Genomic DNA, 15,543 nt, shown 5'->3' on the forward strand with positions numbered 1-15,543 from the left:
TTTTATCCCTCTTTTTTCTCCCCCCCCCCCGCGGGGGGGCGGGCCCCCCCCCCCCCCCCCCCCCCCCACGACAAGCGGGCGCGCCCTGCTCACCGGCCTACTCGGGCAGGCCGGTGCTGCTTCTACGCCGCTTGCGCGGTGGAGGTTTCGGGCGGTGCCAGGATTGGGATCGCCTCTCCTGGTCTTACCTGCCCTTCACAGTCGTTTCGGGTGTCCGCCAGCCCGGCGGCCACGTTGAGCACCGACCTCACATCGATCAGGTCGTTCTGGGCCTTCAGGCGGATGCCTTCGGCCAGGATGTTGAGTGCGGCGGCGACATCACGGTCGTGGTGCTCGCCGCAGGAGGGGCAGTCCCAGGCACGGACGTCCAAGCCCAGTTTCCCGATCCGGTGGCCGCAGCAGGGACACAGCTGGGAGGAGGGAAACCAGCGGCCGATGGCGATGAACCCGCGGCCGTAGCGTGCCGCTTTGCCTTCCAGCAGGCGCAGGAACGTGCCCCAGGAGGCATCGTTGACGCTCTTGGCCAGCCGGCCCCGCGCCAAGCCCCGCACGGCCAGCCCCTCGACCGCCACCGCTTGATTCTCACGGACGATCACGGTGCTGGTCTGGTGCAGGAAATCCCGGCGCGCGTCGCCGACCTTGGCATGCTGACGGGCTACTCTGATGCGGGCCTCGGTGCGGTTGACACTGCCCTGCTGCTTACGTGACAGGGCACGCTGGAGTTTCTTCAACTTGCGCTCTCTGCGGCGCAGCCACTTCGGGTTGGCGATCTTCTCGCCGTCGGAGGTGACCGCGTAATGGGCCAGACCGAGATCGATCCCCATCTCCGCATCACAGCGCGGAAGGGTCCGGCCGTCGTCCGGCACGTCAACGACAAACGATGCGAAATACCGGCCCGCCGCGTCCTTGACAACCGTCACGCTGGACGGCGCGGCGGGCAGCTCCCGCGACCACCGCACCTCGATCTCACCGATCTTCGCCAGATACAGGACGCCTTCCGCGCCTTGAGTACCGCCGGAGCGGAGCCTGAACGCGTTGCTGGTGAACCGAGCCGACTGACGGTGATCACAGCGCGACTTGAACACCGGCAGGCCCATCTTCGGGACCGCGTTCCGCACGCGGCGTTCAGTAGACCGAGATGTGCGGGTGGTCGTAGTGGTTGGCGGTGGTGCCGCCGCGGTCGGTCATCACGCGCCAGCCGCCGGTGCTGACGTGCCAGATCCGCTGCCGGTAGATGACGTACATGATGCCCAGCCTGCGGGCGTTCTTGATCGCCCACTCGGAGATCTCGTGGCCGCGCTCGATCTCCGCCGCCGTGGGCATCATGCCGCCGCGGCTGAGCATGAAGTCGCAGGCTCTGCCGAGCGGGTGCTGCCCGCCGTCCTGGATGGCCCGGTAGCAGCCGATCCCGAACGGGACGTCGAAGCGTTTCTCGATGAGCGTCTTGACCAGGCGCATCCTGGGCGTGATGTTGTCGGAGCCGCCGGGCAGCTGGGGCAGGAAGGTGCCGTCGGAGCGGCGTCCCGGCGCCTTGTGCAGCTGGTCGATCTTGTCCTTGATCTTCTCGATGAGCTTCTCGGCCTTCTTCCGGCGCTCGTCGATGTCGTCGGCGGTGGCGTCGAGCTCCTTGGCACGGTCGGCCGCCTCCCGCTGGGCCCGCTCGTGCTCGTCCCTGACCCGGGCGAAGCCGCTCAGCCTCGCCTCCTGCTGCGAGACGAGGAACTCGCTGAGCGCCATCCTGCTCATCGTGGAGGTGTACTGCCCGGAGTCCGCGATCAGGGTGAGGTGGCTGGGCCGGCCGCCGATGTACTCGGAGACGGCCATGGCTCTCAACTGCGTCGACTCCCTGTCGTACACCTGCTGGGCCGCCTCCAGCTTCTCGCGGGCGGCCTTTTCGGCCTTCTCCGCCTTCTGCTGCTCGCGGCGGCCGTGGTAGTAGTCCTCGATCAGCTTGTCCGACTCCTTGCCGAGCTCGGCCAGCTCCTTCTCCAGCTGCTTGACCGAGGGCTTGGGGTCCGCATGTCCCGCCGTCGCCGGCATGAGCAGCGATAACGCCACGACGAACCCGGCCGTCAGCCCCGTGAAGGCAGCTGTGGTGCGAGCTCGGAGCGGGCCGCGCCGCCGGTCGGCGGAAGACGCAACCGCCACACTTCTCCTTTGCCCATAGCCGCAGGGCGAGATTCGGTCAGCCAGTAACCCAGACCGGGAACGCCCTCTGCAAGATAGTAGGGGATCTTGCGTGTCGGCATGTGAATGTATGATTTATCGCTCTATCGTGTGTGACCGGCCGTTCACTCGTCGCCCGGCTCCGGGTCGCGGGGGCGGCGGGTCCTGCGGAACACCAGGTGGCGTCCGAGCAGCACGGACCCCGGCACGACCACGAGTCCCAGCAGGCCGGTGCCCACGCCGAGCCCGACGTCGACGCCCAGCGGGCCGGTGCCCACGCCGAGGCCGACGTCGGCGTCCAGCAGGCCGTCTCCCCTGCCGCCGAGCACGGGCACGTCGAGCGACACCTTGACCGACACCGAGATGAGCGGCTCGTGGGCCCTGGCGGGCGGCGGATCCGTGCCGGGGTCGGACGGGCCGGTGGGTTCCGGCTCCTCGGGCGTCCGCGTGGGCCGGTCTGGCGTCGGCTCGGCGGGCGTCCTGGTGGGGCGGCTGGTGGGCCGGCTCGTGGGCCGGCTCGTGGCGCTTGTCGTCGGGCGGCTCGTGGTCGGGCGGCTCGTGGGCTCGCGTGGCGGGTCCGACGTGGCGGGCGCCCTCGTCCGGCCGGGTTCACGCGCCGGGGTGCGGCCGGTGTCGGGTGCCCGCGTGGGCCCCGTGGTCAGGGCCGGGTCTCCGCTGGTCGGGAAGCCGCTGGTCGGGGTCGCAGGCGGGGTGGCCGTACCGGATCCGGTCGGAGGCGGCGCGGTCAGGCTCGGGGTCGGCGGGCGCGAGGTCGTGAGCGCGGCCGGCGGTGACGCGCCGCTCTCCTGCTGCGGACTCTCGTTCCAGATCAGGAACACCGAGACCACGGCCACCGCCGTCGCCAGCACCAGCCCACCGGTCAGTGCGATCTTGGTGGCGGGCGCGAACGTGGACTGGAACAGGGTCGTGCCGACCTCGGGCACGGGCTCCGCGAGCGGCCGGGTCATGAGGAACGGCACGGTCAGCGCGGCGAGCCTGGCGCGCCCGCGCACGTCCCAGCGCCGGCCGTACGCCTCCGCGGCGGTCTCCTCCAGCTCGGCCAGGAACGCCTCGGCCGACTCGGGCCGGTCGGCGGGGTCCTTGGCCAGGCCCTGCCGGACCAGCCCGCGGATCTCCTCGTCGATCCCGTCCAGGTCGGGCGCGGCGTGCTGGTGCTGGTAGGCCAGGGCCGCGACCTCGCCGGCGGCGAACGGGCGCCGCCCGGTGAGGCATTCGTAGAACACCACGGCCGCAGCGTAGATGTCGGCGGACGGCCCCGCCGGTGCGCCGTCCCACTGCTCGGGCGCCATGTAGGAGGGGGTGCCGATCAGGGGCGCCTGCTCGCCCGCGTGGGCGGCGACACCGAAGTCGACCAGCTTGCTGCCGCCCTCCTCGGTGATGATCACGTTCTCCGGCTTGAAGTCACGGTGCACGATGCCGCGCCGGTGCGCCTCGGCCAGCCCGAGCAGCGCGCCCTTGAGCACGCTCAAGGCGGCCTGGGGTCCGGTGCCGCCCTCCTGGCGCAGCAGGCGGCGCAGCGGGATGCCGTCGACGAGCTCCATCACGATGGCGGCGTCGCCGGGGTCCTCGACGTAGTCCAGCAGGCGGGCCGTGTGCGGGCTGTCGAGCTCGCCGATCACCGCCGCTTCGGCGCGGAAGCGCTCCAGGAAGTCGCCGTCCGCGCGTAACGCGGCGGACAGGTGCTTGATCGCGACGGGCTCACCGTCGGAGTCGCGTACGGCCAGCATCACGTGACCGGTGGCACCGCGTCCGAGCTCCCGGACCTCGGTGTAGCCGGGAACCTCCATGCGTGACACCTCCGGCTCCGGAAAGATCCTTCGCAGAGGACGCTAGACCACCGTCACAGGACGTGTCGAGATATTTCACCCTGTCACCATGGTCAGTATGGTTCGTGCGGCCCGGCCCGCCTTTCAGGGACGGACCAGGCCGCCGGTCACGAAGCGGCGGACGTTCTCCGCGGCCGTGCGGCCCGCCCGGTTGGCGCCGATGGTGCTGGCCGATGGACCGTAGCCGACGAGCTGCAGCCGCGGCTCCTTGACGGCCTGGGTGCCGTCGACCATGATCCCTCCGCCGGGCTCGCGCAGGCGCAGCGGAGCCAGGTGGTCCAGGGCGGAGCGGAAGCCGGTGGCCCACACGATCGTGTCGGCCTCGTGGCTCCGCCCGTCCGCCCAGCGCACGCCGTGCCCGGTGATCCGCTCGAACATCGGCAGCCGCTCCATCGCCCCCTTGGCCAGGGCGTCCAGCACCACGGGGGTGTGGCCGAGCCCGGTGACGCTGACGACACTGTGCGGCACGAGCCCGGCACGGACGCGCTCCTCGACCAGGGCGACGGCCGCGCGCCTGGCTTCCTCGTCGAAGTCGTCGCCGCGGAAGGCCGGCAGGCCACGGGTCACCCAGAGCGTGCTCGCGGCCACGCCGGCGAGCTCCGACAGCACGTGCGCGGCCGAGTGCCCGCCGCCCACCACGATCACGCGGCGCCCGGCGAACTCCGCCGGGCCCCGGTAGGACGCGTAGTGCAGCTGCCTGCCCCGGAAGTCGCGCGCACCCGGATAGTACGGCCAGTAGGGGCGGGTCCAGGTGCCGGTGGCGTTGACGACGGCGCGGGCGGCCCACTCCCCCGCGTCCACCGTCACGATCAGCCGGCTCCCGTCCTCGGGACCGGCGAGCCGCTCGCCCGCGACGGCCGTGACCTTGACGGGGCGCAGGACGGGCAGGTCGAGCCGCCGTTCGTAGTCGCCGTAGTAGGCGGGCACGACCTCGGCGGCGGGCCGGCCGCCGGACCGCCCGTCGTCCGGGTCGCGCCTGACGCCGGGCAGGTCGAAGATGCCGTGCACCTTGTCCATGGTCAGCGTCGGCGACCGGTGCCGCCACGCCCCGCCGGGCCCGTCGGCGGCGTCCAGCACCAGCGGCTCGTAACCGAACCTGCGCAGATAGTAGGCGCTGGACAGGCCCGCCTGCCCTGCCCCGATCACCACCACGTCGATCTCGTCCACCTCCCTGCGAACAGCGGCGGGCCTCGCTGTCTTCCCCGCTGCGCCGGCGACGGTTTGCCGTGCGGCCCGCGCGGCTACGACCAGTACCAGCCGCCCCCGCGGACACCCCCCCCGACGAGGACAACGACCTGAGATGAAGCGAACCGGCCTGCTGCTCGTCCTCCTGCTCGCTGTCGCCGGATGCGGCCAAGGCGAGGTCCCCGTCCCCGGAGGCCACCCCACCCCGGCCTCCACCGTCTCCTCCCCCGCCGGGGGCTTCAACGGGACCGACGCCGCGTGGGTGCAGCTCATGATCCCGATGATCGAGCGCACCCTGCCCATGCTGGACCTGGGCGCGCGGCAGGCCGCCGACCCGGCGGTGGGCCGGCTGGCGTCGTCCCTCGCCACCGCGCACCGCGCCGAGCTGGCCCGCCTGACCGAGCTGCGGCGGGCGGCGGGGTTATCCGACGTCAATGTCCATGAAGGTCATGACATGCCGGGCATGGTGACCGCGTCGGAGCTGGACGCCATGCGCTCGGCCGACGGGAAGGCGTTCGACGGGCTGTTCCTGCGCTGCCTGCGCGACCACCTGGACCAGTCCGTCCTGGTGACCCGCGGCGAGCGCGGCTCCGGCGCCGACCCGCGCGCCCTGGCCCTCGCCACCGACGTCGAACGCTCTCGCACCACCCAACTCGCCCGCCTGGAGAAGCTGACGTAACGGGCGGCGGCGGTCAGAGGGTGGTGGGGAGGACCGGGCGGCCGTGGACTCCGGGGTCGGCGGCGAAGACGGCTCCCGCGTCGGGCTCCCGGGTCCGGTCGGCGCCGATCGCGGAGGTCGTGATGAACAGCCGGTCCAGGTCATCGCCACCGAAGGCGACCGCGGTGACCTTGCGCACCGGCACCGGGACGATCGCGTCGAGCTTGCCCTCCGGGGTGTAGCGGTGCACCGCCGAGCCCTCCCAGAGCGCCACCCAGACCCCGCCCTCGGCGTCGACGGTCAGCCCGTCGGGCGCGCCCTGGTCCGGATCCACCCGCACGAACGGCCTGCGACCGGTCAGCCCCCGCTCCCGGTCGTAGTCGAGCACGTCGACCCGCCCGGTCACGGTGTCGGCGTAGTAGGCGAGCTCCCCTCCCGGGCTGAAGTCCAGCCCGTTGGAGACGCCGACGGCGGGCAGCACCACGTCCAGCGTCCCGTCCGGCGCGGCCACGTACAGCGTCCCCTTGTCGGGGCTCTGGTCGTAGGCCATCGAGCCGACGTAGAGGCGGCCGTCGGGGTCGCAGCCGCCCTCGTTCATCCGGATGGACTCGTCGCGCCACGCCTCCCCGAGCGACCGCAGCGGCGCGTCGAGGTCGTCGTGGTCGGACAGCAGGAGCTCCCGCTCGGTCGCGACCACGAACCCGCCGGTGACGCGCGGCCGGATGAGGGCCGCGAGCACGCCCACGCGCCGGCGCCGCACGGTGCCGTCGGGGTCGAGGGCCAGCACGTCGCCGGCCAGCATGTCCATCCACCGCAACCCGCCCCAGCGCGCACACCACACCGGCCCCTCGCCGTGCTCGGCATGCGGTCCGGTCACGGTGTACGCGGCGATGGCCATGACTGCCTCCTTGGTGCTCCCTGCCCCGGAGGCAGTGCCGTAACAGGATATTGATCACTTCACCCTCCGGCCACGCTCTTGACCCGAGCGCGTCATGAACGTACGTTCATGAACGTACGTTCATACCTTAGGGAGACCAGCGTGACGATCGTCAACACCCACCAGTCCGAGGCGTGGAACGGTTATGAAGGCACCCACTGGGCGGATCACCACGACCGCTACGACGCGCTCAACGCCGGCTTCAACGACCACCTGCTCCGGTTCGCCGGCGACGGGGACCGGGTCCTCGACATCGGGTGCGGCAACGGCCAGGTGACCAGGCTGGCCGCCCGCAGGGCCGGCGGCGCCACCGGCGTCGACCTGTCCTCCCCCATGCTGAGCAGGGCCCGCGCCCTCGCGGCGGCGGAAGGCGTCGCCAACGTCGACTTCCAGCAGGGCGACGCGCAGGTCCACCCCTTCCCCGCGGAGTCGTACGACCTGGCGATCAGCCGCTTCGGGATCATGTTCTTCGCCGATCCGGTGGCCGCCTTCGCCAACATCGGCCGCGCGCTGCGCCCCGGCGGGCGGGTGGCGTTCCTGTGCATGCGCGCCCTGGCCGGCAACGACCTCGGCCGCGTGTTCGCCGCCATGGCCGAGCATCTGCCCCCGCCCCCCGCCTCCCCCGACGGCACCTCCCCTGCCTCGCTGTCCGACCCCGCGCGGATCCATGAGATCTTCACCGCCGCGGGATACACCGACGTCGCGGCCACCCCCGTCGAGGCGGAGCAGATCTGGGGCCGGGACGCTCAGGACGCCGCCGACTTCCTCGCCGCCTGGGGCCCCACCCGCTTCCATCTCAGCCACGCGGAGCCCGCCGCCGCCGCTCGCGCGACGGCCGCGCTCGTTCCCGCCCTGGCACCGTACGAGCGAGACGGCGCCGTACGGCTGCGCGGCGGCGCCTACCTGATCACGGCCGGACGGCCGTGACCCCACGCAAGCCCGCGACCGCCCGCGACGGCGAGACGCTGTCCGCCCACCTGGTGGCGGCGGCGGGGCGGCTGCTCTCCCGGCACGGCGCGGCCGGCCTCACCGTACGGGCGATCGCCAAGGAGGCCCAGGTCGCCGACGGGGTGCTCTACAACCACTTCGCCGACAAGGAGGAGCTGATCGCGCTGGCGTTGCAGGCGCACGTCCGCTCGGTCGAGGAGGGCCTCCCGCCGCTGCCCACCGCGGCGGGCTCGGGGACGCTGGAGGACAATCTGCGGGCGTACGTCACCTACGGGCTGGCGCTGCACCTGGCGATCCTGCCCGCCTTCGCCGGGCTGGTCGCGCACCCCCGGATCCTGCACCGCTTCGCCGAGCTGAGCATGCCGGTCGCCCAGGGGCCGCACCTGCGCGCCGCGCTGACCGCCTACCTCCATGCCGAGCAGGCCCTCGGCCGGCTTGCCCCGGATGCCGACCCGGACGCCGCGGCCACCATGATCGTGGGCGCCTGCCACGAGCTCATCCTCCCCCACCTGTTCCACGGCACCCCGGCGGCGGAGATCGAGTTTCCCCCCGGCTTCGCCGACCACCTGGTCGCCACCTGCCTGCGAGGCATCGCCCCGAAGCAGGCCGGAACGGGAGGAGTTTGACGCGGGGCCCTCGTGGCAGGGGCGGGAAAAAGGCCGAACCAAGGGAGGCCACCATGGCCGGCCATGGAAGCCTGACGTTCATCGGCAACGCGACCGTGCTGATCCGGTACAACGGGTTCACCCTGCTCACCGACCCGAACTTCCTGCACCGAGGGCAGCGCGCCTATCTCGGCTACGGGCTCAGCTCGCGCCGCCTGACCGACCCCGCGATGCGGATCGACGAGCTCCCTGCGCTGGACGCCGTGGTGCTGTCGCACATGCACGGCGACCACTGGGACCGCGTCACCCGCAGGGGCCTGGATCGGGACACGCCGATCCTGACCACCCCGCACGCCGCGCGCCGGCTCGGCCACCAGGGGTTCGGGCAGGCGCTGGGGCTGGGCACCTGGCGCGCGCACGAGCTGCGCGGACCCGGCGGCACACTGAAGATCACATCCCTGCCGGCCCGCCACGCGCCCGGCATCGTCGAGACGCTGCTGCCGCCGGTCATGGGGACCATGCTGGAGTTCCGCGACCCGGCCGGGCAGGTGGACCTGCGGCTGCTCGTCAGCGGCGACACGCTGATGGACCCCTGGCTGGAGGCGATCCCGCGCCACTTCCCGGACATCGACGTGGCGCTCGTGCACCTGGGCGGTACCAAACTGCTCGGCCTGATGACGGTCACCATGGACGGCGAGCAGGGCGCCCGCTGGGTGGACCTGATGAACCCCGGCACGGTGGTGCCGATCCACTACGACGACTACGGCGTGTTCGCCTCACCTCTGCACGACTTCCGCCAGTACGCCGAGCAGGCGGGGGTCGGTGACCGGGTGGTCTATCTGGAACGCGGCCAGAGCCACGACCTGACCGGCCGCCAGACACCGCACCACACCTGACCGTCGCACAGCAGCCGAAGCCCCGGACCGCCTGGCCCCGCTGTGGGCACAGATCGAGATCTCCTTGTCCGGCGTCCAGAACCGTTACGCCGAGGTCACCCAGCCGGCCCTGGTCGTCATGGGCGCCCGGGACGCCGACTTCGCCGACCCGGCGGCGGACGCCGCGCTGACGGCCGCCAAGCCGGCCTGCCGGGGATCGCGATCTGCCCGCTACATCTGGAAACCGGCAGGCCCGCGCACCGCAGCGGCGGCCAGGTCCTTGACCTGGGCGGCGGGTACCGGCACGCCGGGTGCTCCCTGGACCCAGGCCACCAATTCCGGCACGGTCAGGCCGGACGGCGGCTGTCCCACGTACGGAAAGGCGTACAGCGGGGTGTTGGGCTCGCTGCGCCAGCTCTCCGCCAGCGTGCCGAGGTCCACCGCGTCGAAGCCGAGGACGTCCAGAAGGTCGGTCACCTCCTCATTGGCGGCCGGGTCGTCGCCGGACAGCGGCAGCGCGCTGCGGTCGGGGGCGCCGGCCGGCCGGCACAGGTCCAGCAGTTGCCTGGGGCCGATGTTGTGCAGCGCCTTGACCACGCGGGCGCCGGCGACGTAGCGCTGCACCAGCTCGCTGGAGGTCAGGTCGTCGCTGTCGAGTTCCGGGATTCGCCATCCGGGCTTCGGCGCGTAGTTCATCGGATCGATCACGGTCTTGCCGGCGAGCTCCGAGCGGGGCAGCCGCTCGTGGGCGGCCAACGGCAGGGACGCGAGGACCAGGTCGGCGGCGCGCGCCGCCTCGGCCGGGGTGGCCGCGCGGGCCCGCGGGCCGAGCTCGGCGACGAGACCGGCCAGTGTCTCGGGGCCGCGCGAGTTGCTCAGCACGACGTCGAGGCCGGCGTCCACGGCCCGGCGGGCGACCCCTGCGCCGACCATTCCGGTGCCGATGATGCCGAGGGTCGATGTGTTCACTTCTGTTCTCCGTTCCGATGGGCTCGTATCCATCACAGCCGGATTGACCAGCGCGAACAATGATCAGAACCCATCGGCAGCGATCACATAATGTGATAGATCAGGACACATGGAACTAAGGGCGCTGCAGTACTTCGTGACCGTCGCCGAGGAGTTGCACTTCGGCCGCGCGGCGCAACGGCTGCAGATCGTGCAGCCGGCGGTGAGCCAGCAGATCACCCGGCTCGAACGCGACCTCGGCGTGCGCCTGCTCCACCGCACGTCACGCAGGGTACGGCTCACTCCGGCAGGCGAACGAGTGCTCGCCGCGGCCCGGGAGACCCTGGCCGCGGCGGCCCGCGTACGGGTGGTCGCCGGGGAACCGGCAGCCGCCCTGCGGATCGGGGTGGCGTCCTGCGTCACCCAACGGCTCGACCGCGCGCTGACTCGCCTGCGAGACAGCGAACGCCCCGCCGAGCCGAGACTCATCGACCTGCCGGTGACCGCGCGCCTCGACGCCGTACGCGATGGCGAACTGGATCTGGCCCTGGTCCGCGGCGCGCTCACGTCAACGTCGATGACGGTGGTGCGCGCCTGGTCCGAGCCGCTGCACGCGGTGCTGTCCGGTGGACACCCCGCCGCCGGCAAGCCCGCGGTCAGCCTGCACGACCTCGACCCGTACGGCCTGCGGCTCCCCGCCCGCGACAGTGACCCGCCGATGCACGACGCGATCCTCGCCGCCCTGCCCCGGGCGCCGCTGCGGCCGCCCGCCGGGGACCTGCTCAACGTGCTGTTCGAGGTGGGCCGGGACCCCGAGGGCTGGACGCTGCTACCCGCCGAGCAACTCGCCGGGTCCCGCTCCGAGCGGGTGCTGCAGGTGCCGCTCGACCCGCCGGTGCCCGTCGACGGCCACGTCGTGACGTCACTCGCCACGCCGGAGCCGTGTGTGGCGTCGTACGTGGCCGCGTTCGCGGACTGAGCGTCCAGGCAGACGAGAAACAGGCCCCAGCGACTACGCCCGAACGGTCGGCCTCGTCACGCTGGTCGGCACCGTCGTCGTGGTCTTCCTGGTGAACGCCCTTCTTTGCCTGGTGCGCGCGCACGTCGACGAGTCCCCGGCGGAGCTGCGCGCGGCGGCGTGGACGGGCGAACGCCACATCTGCCGCCTCTCCGTCGCCTCCCGCCGTGACATGCGCCTGCCGGAGGTCATCGGCGAGGAGATCGCGGGCTCCGGACTGGAGGGGCACGCCCGTCGGTCGCACGTGCTCGTGGACGGGCTGACGTTGCACGCCGCGACGTACCCGAACGAGTTGTCGGCGGAGGACTTCCGGGAAAGCCTCCGCCACGAGCTTGATCTTCTGCGTGCGGCGCCTTCTGAGCCTCGGCCGGACACGGCGCCGACCCGCTGACCTCGGCCGGATATGGCGCAGACCCCCTGGCCTCGGCCCGGTTCGCCGACGAGCGGCTGAGAGCTCAGGGGCGGGTGGCGCCGATCGTCCGCGCCAGATCGTCGGACAGCGAGTAGGCCCGCTCCACCGGAAGCCGGGGAGCGATGTCCTGCCCGGCGCGCAGGGCGGTGTGGAGGTCATGGACGCGTTCGGTGACATCGGTGATGGACAGGGTCCACTCCTCGATGTAGTGGGTGACCGCCTCGCCGGACAGGCCGATCTGGATCGACCGGTACGGCAGCGCGTTGTGGTGCGGGTCCCGCTCCGGATCCCACTGGATGCGCACGGGACTGCGCCGCAGCCGCTCGGCCCACTCCCTGCGGCCGATCTCCTGGCCCACCCGACCGGCACGATCATCGGCGCGCGTCACGGCGGCTCCGGGGCCTGGACTAAAGCTGGGACTGGGGTCGGGGTTAGTGCCTGGGCTTGGACTGGAGCTTGTGTCAGGGTGGCTGAGGCACGAGTGCGCCAGTGCCCAGGCGAAGCCCTCGTGGGTGAGGGCGATCGCCAGGACGCGGGTCTGGCCGGGCTTGGTGGCCCAGCCACAGCGGTACATCATCCACAGGAACGACGGTTTGATCCAGGTCATCCGCTCCCGCTTGAACGGCGCGACGAACCGCTGCGCGGCGACGGCCGGGTCGGCGAGGGCCGGGTCATAGGCCTGGTAAACAGTGATGGACTCCTCGTCATAGGCGGCACGGATCTGCCGGTAGGGCGGGTTCATGCCGGCCAGCCTGACAACCTCCGGCCCGCCCGGCAATCAAATTAGGCCGTCCCCAACTCCACGCGGCAAGCGCATCAGAGGATCCCCGGCCCCAGCCGGAAGCCGCATCAAAGTGCCACCGGGTAGCCGGATCAGACGATCTCCGGCCCACCCGGTAGCCGCATCAGCGGACGGCGCCGAAGGCGACGGCGGTGGTCGAGGCGATCACCGTCGTCAGCACGACCATGATCAGCACGGTGGCCAGCGGGTTGGGGCGCTTGAGCGGCGCGATCGGGTGCGGCGCGTACGCGCGGACGTCCTTCACCGACGGGGTGGGCGTCGGCGAGGGGGTCGGCCGGACCAGGTCAGGCACCATCAGGACCGGCCCTCGCGTGGGGACCGGCGCACGCGGAGTCTTGACGGGCTCCCTCATCGGACCGCACCGTCCGACCAGGACGCTGCCCGTGGGCCCGTCCACGCAGACCGCGTCGTCGTAGACCTTGATGCCGCGCGTCGACACCTCCGGCTTCGGGCGCATCCTTCTGGGCCGAGGGTCGTCCAGGATGGACACGCCGGGCACCGACACCCGCGGCTCCGCCTTGCGCTCGATCGACACCCCGGGCAGTTTCACCCCGTGCTTCGACACCCCCGGCGCGGAGACGTGTACGTCGGGGATGTTCGGGACCTGGGGCGGGCGCGGTTCGGCCGCCGCCGGCGCGCTCGCGCAGGCCGCGGCGAGCGCGACAGCGACAAGCGCGACGACAGCAGGCCCGACAACGGTACGCCTGACAGCGGCCGGCCCGACGACGGTGGACCCGACAGCGGCCGGCGCGACATCAGCCGACCCGACGATGGTGGGTCCGGCAGCGGCCGGCAGCGGCTTGTGCCTGGCAGCCACGGTCACACTCCCCCGGCGATCCGGGTGAGCTCCTGCAGCGCGCCGCTGAACGCCTCGGGACCCACGGCCAGCGGCCCGGCGAAGGCGTGGGCGATCTCCCAGGTGAGGTGGACGCCGAAGCCCAGCATGGCCGCCATCGCGACGAGCGGGAGCAGCGCCGCCCCGCGCGGCCGGGCGCCGGCGAGGAACGGGAAGACGATGACCGCCAGGCCGGTGAGGATGGTCAGCCACAGCAGGCCCTCCGGAGGCGTCGCGGCGGCGTCGGCGGCACGCTGGGCGCGGGTCGCCGCGACGACACCGAGATGGTCGAGCACGACCCCCCTGGCCTCCAGCTCACCGTCGGTGTCGGCCTTGAGCTGGAGCACGTCAGCGCGCAGCTTGTCGAGCCGCTCGGCTCCGGCCTCCTCCATCTTCCCTTCCGCCATGACGGGCCACTCGTCTCTGACCACGAACGACGCGTAGTCGCGCAGTCCGGTGCGGATCGGGGCGACGCCGTCGGCGGGGAGGTCGGCGGCCGCCCAGTAGGCGTCGATCACGGCCCGGCTCTCGGCGTGCGTGTTCTGCCGGGCCGCGTCGGCCGTGGTCCACGGCACGATGATGGCGATGGCGAAGACCACCAGGAACAGCGCCGACAGCATGGCGCCCGCGTGGCCGGCCGAGGGCCCGTCCGCGGCGCCGTCGTCGCTGCCCTTGCCCGCGAGCCTGAAGGACAGGGCGGCGACCGCCACCACGCCCACCGCCGCGACGATCGAGAACAGGTACGTCAGCATGAAGATCTCCCCCAACCTGATGAACCACGTAGAGTCACATGACTATCACACTACGAAGTCTTGGCGTTACGCCCCGGAGCCGAAGTGCTGGTGGACGTGCTGCGGGCGAGCCCACGGAGGCGATTGGACGGGTGGCGTTACGCGCCGAGGCCAGGAGCGCCGATGGACGAGCGCGCCGGCCTGAGGAGGCGGGTGTGGGTGGTCGGCGTTACGCGACGGGGCTGGAGTGCCGATGGACCGTCGTGCTCGCGTGCGGGCGGCCCGGCGGGGCCTGCTGGACGGATCGCCGGCCGGGTCAGGGGGTGCGCGACGATCCGTCCAGCGGCGCACCGCGCCCCCGCGAGACCTCGCGAGCATAGGGACCGTGAACCTTCTCAACGGCCGCAGATTCGTGATGGTGAGCTCGACGGCGAGCGTGGTGGACCCGGAGCGGCCCACCGAGTTCCTCTACTGGGAGGCCGACGGCGTCGTGTGGGGCAGCTACACCGGCGACACCGTGATCCACGGCCGCTTCGTCGGCACCCGGGACGGCGACCAGGTCACGATCTCGTACGTGCACGCGCTGAAGGCGGGCGGCCAGGCGGGCGGCCAGAGCGACAGCCGCGTCGAGACGGAGGACGACGGCAGACTGCGCCTGGTGGAGGAGTTCCGGTTCGAGGGCGACGACACCCGGCACGTGAGCGTGTGCACCGAGGTGGTCACCACTTCAGAACCCACCGCCTGAAAACCTGAGCACCGCCTGAAACTGTCCGAAACTTCTTGAAGCACCGCCTGAAGCACTGTCTGCAGCACCGCCTGGACCCTCGTGTCAGGTGTCCTTCTGCAGGGCCGCCCTGCCTTCGGCCGCGCCGACGAAGCGCATCTTGCCGAGTGGCACCTCGCCGCCCGGCGTCTCCTGGGCGGGGCGCCGGGCGGGTCTGGCCTTCTCACCGTCGCTCGGCAGCACGTACGGCCGTTTGAGCACCTCGTCCAGGATGAACACGGTCTCGGTGGCCTTCACCGCCGGGATGTTGGCGAGCCGGTCGGTCACCATGGCGTGCACCTCGGCGACGTCGCCCATCCTGACCAGGATCATCGCGTCGTGCTGCCCCGTGGTGATCGCGCAGTACTCGACCTCCGGCATCCGCGCCAGCTCGGCCCTGAACTGCTTCCACATCTGCTGCCGTACCGTCACGAAGATCAGTGCGGTGATGCCGAGCCCCGTCCTGACGGGGTCGATCTCGGCGGTGAACCGCTTGATCGCCCCGTCCGCGCGCAGCGCCTCGAAGCGAGTGTAGGCGTTCGCCCGTGAGATGCCCACCCGCTCGGCCAGTGCCGCGACCGAGATCCTGCCGTTCTCGCGCAGGACCTCGAGGATCTTCAAATGGGTGGCGTCCAGTTCGAGACCGATGCCGATCCGTCCAGACTGACCGCCACCGCTGCCACCATTTCTGGAAATTTCACTCACAGTTACCTCCTGGCCCTTTATATCCGTCTTGGGGACCGCACGGAGCCTGGACATTCTGCCGGACAATCCTGGACGTCTTCGTTCCAACCGTCCATCTGGAGGACTCAC

Annotated in this window: 17 protein-coding genes; 7 read left to right on the plus strand and 10 right to left on the minus strand. The window is 71.8% G+C overall.

Annotated features, from left to right (window positions below):
* Positions 1 to 122: 122 nt before the first annotated feature.
* From ACIBQX_RS02230 to ACIBQX_RS02245, 4 genes are all read right to left on the minus strand, one after another.
* Complete coding sequence (locus tag ACIBQX_RS02230; protein ID WP_396999665.1) at positions 123 to 1,118, minus strand: RNA-guided endonuclease InsQ/TnpB family protein; 996 nt, start codon at positions 1,116 to 1,118, stop codon at positions 123 to 125.
* Positions 1,119 to 1,125: 7 nt separating this feature from the next.
* Positions 1,126 to 2,148 carry a coiled-coil domain-containing protein gene (locus ACIBQX_RS02235; protein ID WP_396999667.1) on the minus strand — a complete coding sequence of 341 codons (1,023 nt, stop codon included), beginning with the start codon at positions 2,146 to 2,148 and terminating at the stop codon, positions 1,126 to 1,128.
* 143 nt (positions 2,149 to 2,291) lie between these two features.
* Positions 2,292 to 3,974 (minus strand): protein kinase, encoded by a 1,683-nt coding sequence (locus tag ACIBQX_RS02240; protein WP_396999669.1) that lies wholly within the window; start codon positions 3,972 to 3,974, stop codon positions 2,292 to 2,294.
* Between the two features lie 123 nt (positions 3,975 to 4,097).
* Positions 4,098 to 5,180, minus strand: coding sequence for an FAD-dependent oxidoreductase (locus ACIBQX_RS02245; protein WP_396999671.1), 1,083 nt, complete (start codon positions 5,178 to 5,180; stop codon positions 4,098 to 4,100).
* 133 nt (positions 5,181 to 5,313) lie between these two features.
* Between ACIBQX_RS02245 and ACIBQX_RS02250 the strand changes: the two genes are divergently transcribed.
* Positions 5,314 to 5,877 (plus strand): DUF305 domain-containing protein, encoded by a 564-nt coding sequence (locus ACIBQX_RS02250; protein ID WP_396999673.1) that lies wholly within the window; start codon positions 5,314 to 5,316, stop codon positions 5,875 to 5,877.
* A 13-nt stretch (positions 5,878 to 5,890) separates the two neighbouring features.
* Here the strand turns inward: ACIBQX_RS02250 and ACIBQX_RS02255 are convergent, their stop codons facing one another.
* Positions 5,891 to 6,754 (minus strand): SMP-30/gluconolactonase/LRE family protein, encoded by an 864-nt coding sequence (locus ACIBQX_RS02255; protein WP_396999675.1) that lies wholly within the window; start codon positions 6,752 to 6,754, stop codon positions 5,891 to 5,893.
* Positions 6,755 to 6,895: 141 nt separating this feature from the next.
* Between ACIBQX_RS02255 and ACIBQX_RS02260 the strand changes: the two genes are divergently transcribed.
* Genes ACIBQX_RS02260 through ACIBQX_RS02270 form a run of 3 tightly spaced genes read left to right on the plus strand, consistent with a single transcriptional unit; the run spans position 6,896 to position 9,242 of the window.
* The gene (locus tag ACIBQX_RS02260) at positions 6,896 to 7,720 is read left to right on the plus strand and encodes a class I SAM-dependent methyltransferase (RefSeq protein ID WP_396999677.1); all 825 of its coding nucleotides are present in this window, start codon (positions 6,896 to 6,898) and stop codon (positions 7,718 to 7,720) included.
* Positions 7,717 to 8,367 carry a TetR/AcrR family transcriptional regulator gene (locus ACIBQX_RS02265; protein ID WP_396999679.1) on the plus strand — a complete coding sequence of 217 codons (651 nt, stop codon included), beginning with the start codon at positions 7,717 to 7,719 and terminating at the stop codon, positions 8,365 to 8,367. Before ACIBQX_RS02260 ends, ACIBQX_RS02265 begins: the two co-directional genes overlap by 4 nt.
* Before the next feature lie 53 nt (positions 8,368 to 8,420).
* Positions 8,421 to 9,242 carry an MBL fold metallo-hydrolase gene (locus ACIBQX_RS02270; RefSeq protein WP_396999681.1) on the plus strand — a complete coding sequence of 274 codons (822 nt, stop codon included), beginning with the start codon at positions 8,421 to 8,423 and terminating at the stop codon, positions 9,240 to 9,242.
* Between the two features lie 210 nt (positions 9,243 to 9,452).
* On the opposite strand, the gene ACIBQX_RS02275 is transcribed toward ACIBQX_RS02270, so the two are convergent.
* Positions 9,453 to 10,223, minus strand: coding sequence for an NADPH-dependent F420 reductase (locus tag ACIBQX_RS02275; RefSeq protein WP_396999683.1), 771 nt, complete (start codon positions 10,221 to 10,223; stop codon positions 9,453 to 9,455).
* A gap of 76 nt (positions 10,224 to 10,299) precedes the next feature.
* Between ACIBQX_RS02275 and ACIBQX_RS02280 the strand changes: the two genes are divergently transcribed.
* Both ACIBQX_RS02280 and ACIBQX_RS02285 read left to right on the plus strand, forming a co-directional pair.
* Complete coding sequence (locus ACIBQX_RS02280) at positions 10,300 to 11,148, plus strand: LysR family transcriptional regulator (RefSeq protein WP_396999684.1); 849 nt, start codon at positions 10,300 to 10,302, stop codon at positions 11,146 to 11,148.
* Positions 11,149 to 11,239: 91 nt separating this feature from the next.
* Positions 11,240 to 11,578, plus strand: a complete 339-nt coding sequence (locus tag ACIBQX_RS02285) for a TetR family transcriptional regulator C-terminal domain-containing protein (RefSeq protein ID WP_396999686.1) — start codon at positions 11,240 to 11,242, stop codon at positions 11,576 to 11,578.
* Positions 11,579 to 11,642: 64 nt separating this feature from the next.
* Here the strand turns inward: ACIBQX_RS02285 and ACIBQX_RS02290 are convergent, their stop codons facing one another.
* From ACIBQX_RS02290 to ACIBQX_RS02300, 3 genes are all read right to left on the minus strand, one after another.
* Positions 11,643 to 12,341, minus strand: coding sequence for a DUF4291 domain-containing protein (locus tag ACIBQX_RS02290; protein ID WP_396999688.1), 699 nt, complete (start codon positions 12,339 to 12,341; stop codon positions 11,643 to 11,645).
* A gap of 163 nt (positions 12,342 to 12,504) precedes the next feature.
* Positions 12,505 to 13,218, minus strand: coding sequence for a hypothetical protein (locus ACIBQX_RS02295; protein WP_396999690.1), 714 nt, complete (start codon positions 13,216 to 13,218; stop codon positions 12,505 to 12,507).
* A gap of 2 nt (positions 13,219 to 13,220) precedes the next feature.
* A complete protein-coding gene (locus tag ACIBQX_RS02300) occupies positions 13,221 to 13,988 on the minus strand; it encodes a hypothetical protein (RefSeq protein ID WP_396999692.1) in 768 nt (255 codons plus the stop codon).
* 364 nt (positions 13,989 to 14,352) lie between these two features.
* On the opposite strand from ACIBQX_RS02300, the gene ACIBQX_RS02305 reads away from it, so the two are divergent.
* Positions 14,353 to 14,712 (plus strand): hypothetical protein, encoded by a 360-nt coding sequence (locus tag ACIBQX_RS02305; RefSeq protein WP_396999694.1) that lies wholly within the window; start codon positions 14,353 to 14,355, stop codon positions 14,710 to 14,712.
* 84 nt (positions 14,713 to 14,796) lie between these two features.
* Here the strand turns inward: ACIBQX_RS02305 and ACIBQX_RS02310 are convergent, their stop codons facing one another.
* Positions 14,797 to 15,435 (minus strand): Lrp/AsnC family transcriptional regulator, encoded by a 639-nt coding sequence (locus ACIBQX_RS02310; protein WP_396999696.1) that lies wholly within the window; start codon positions 15,433 to 15,435, stop codon positions 14,797 to 14,799.
* Positions 15,436 to 15,543: the final 108 nt, after the last annotated feature.

This window comes from Nonomuraea sp. NPDC049714 (genome assembly GCF_044465295.1).
In the GTDB taxonomy this organism is placed as follows: Bacteria; Actinomycetota; Actinomycetes; order Streptosporangiales; family Streptosporangiaceae; genus Nonomuraea.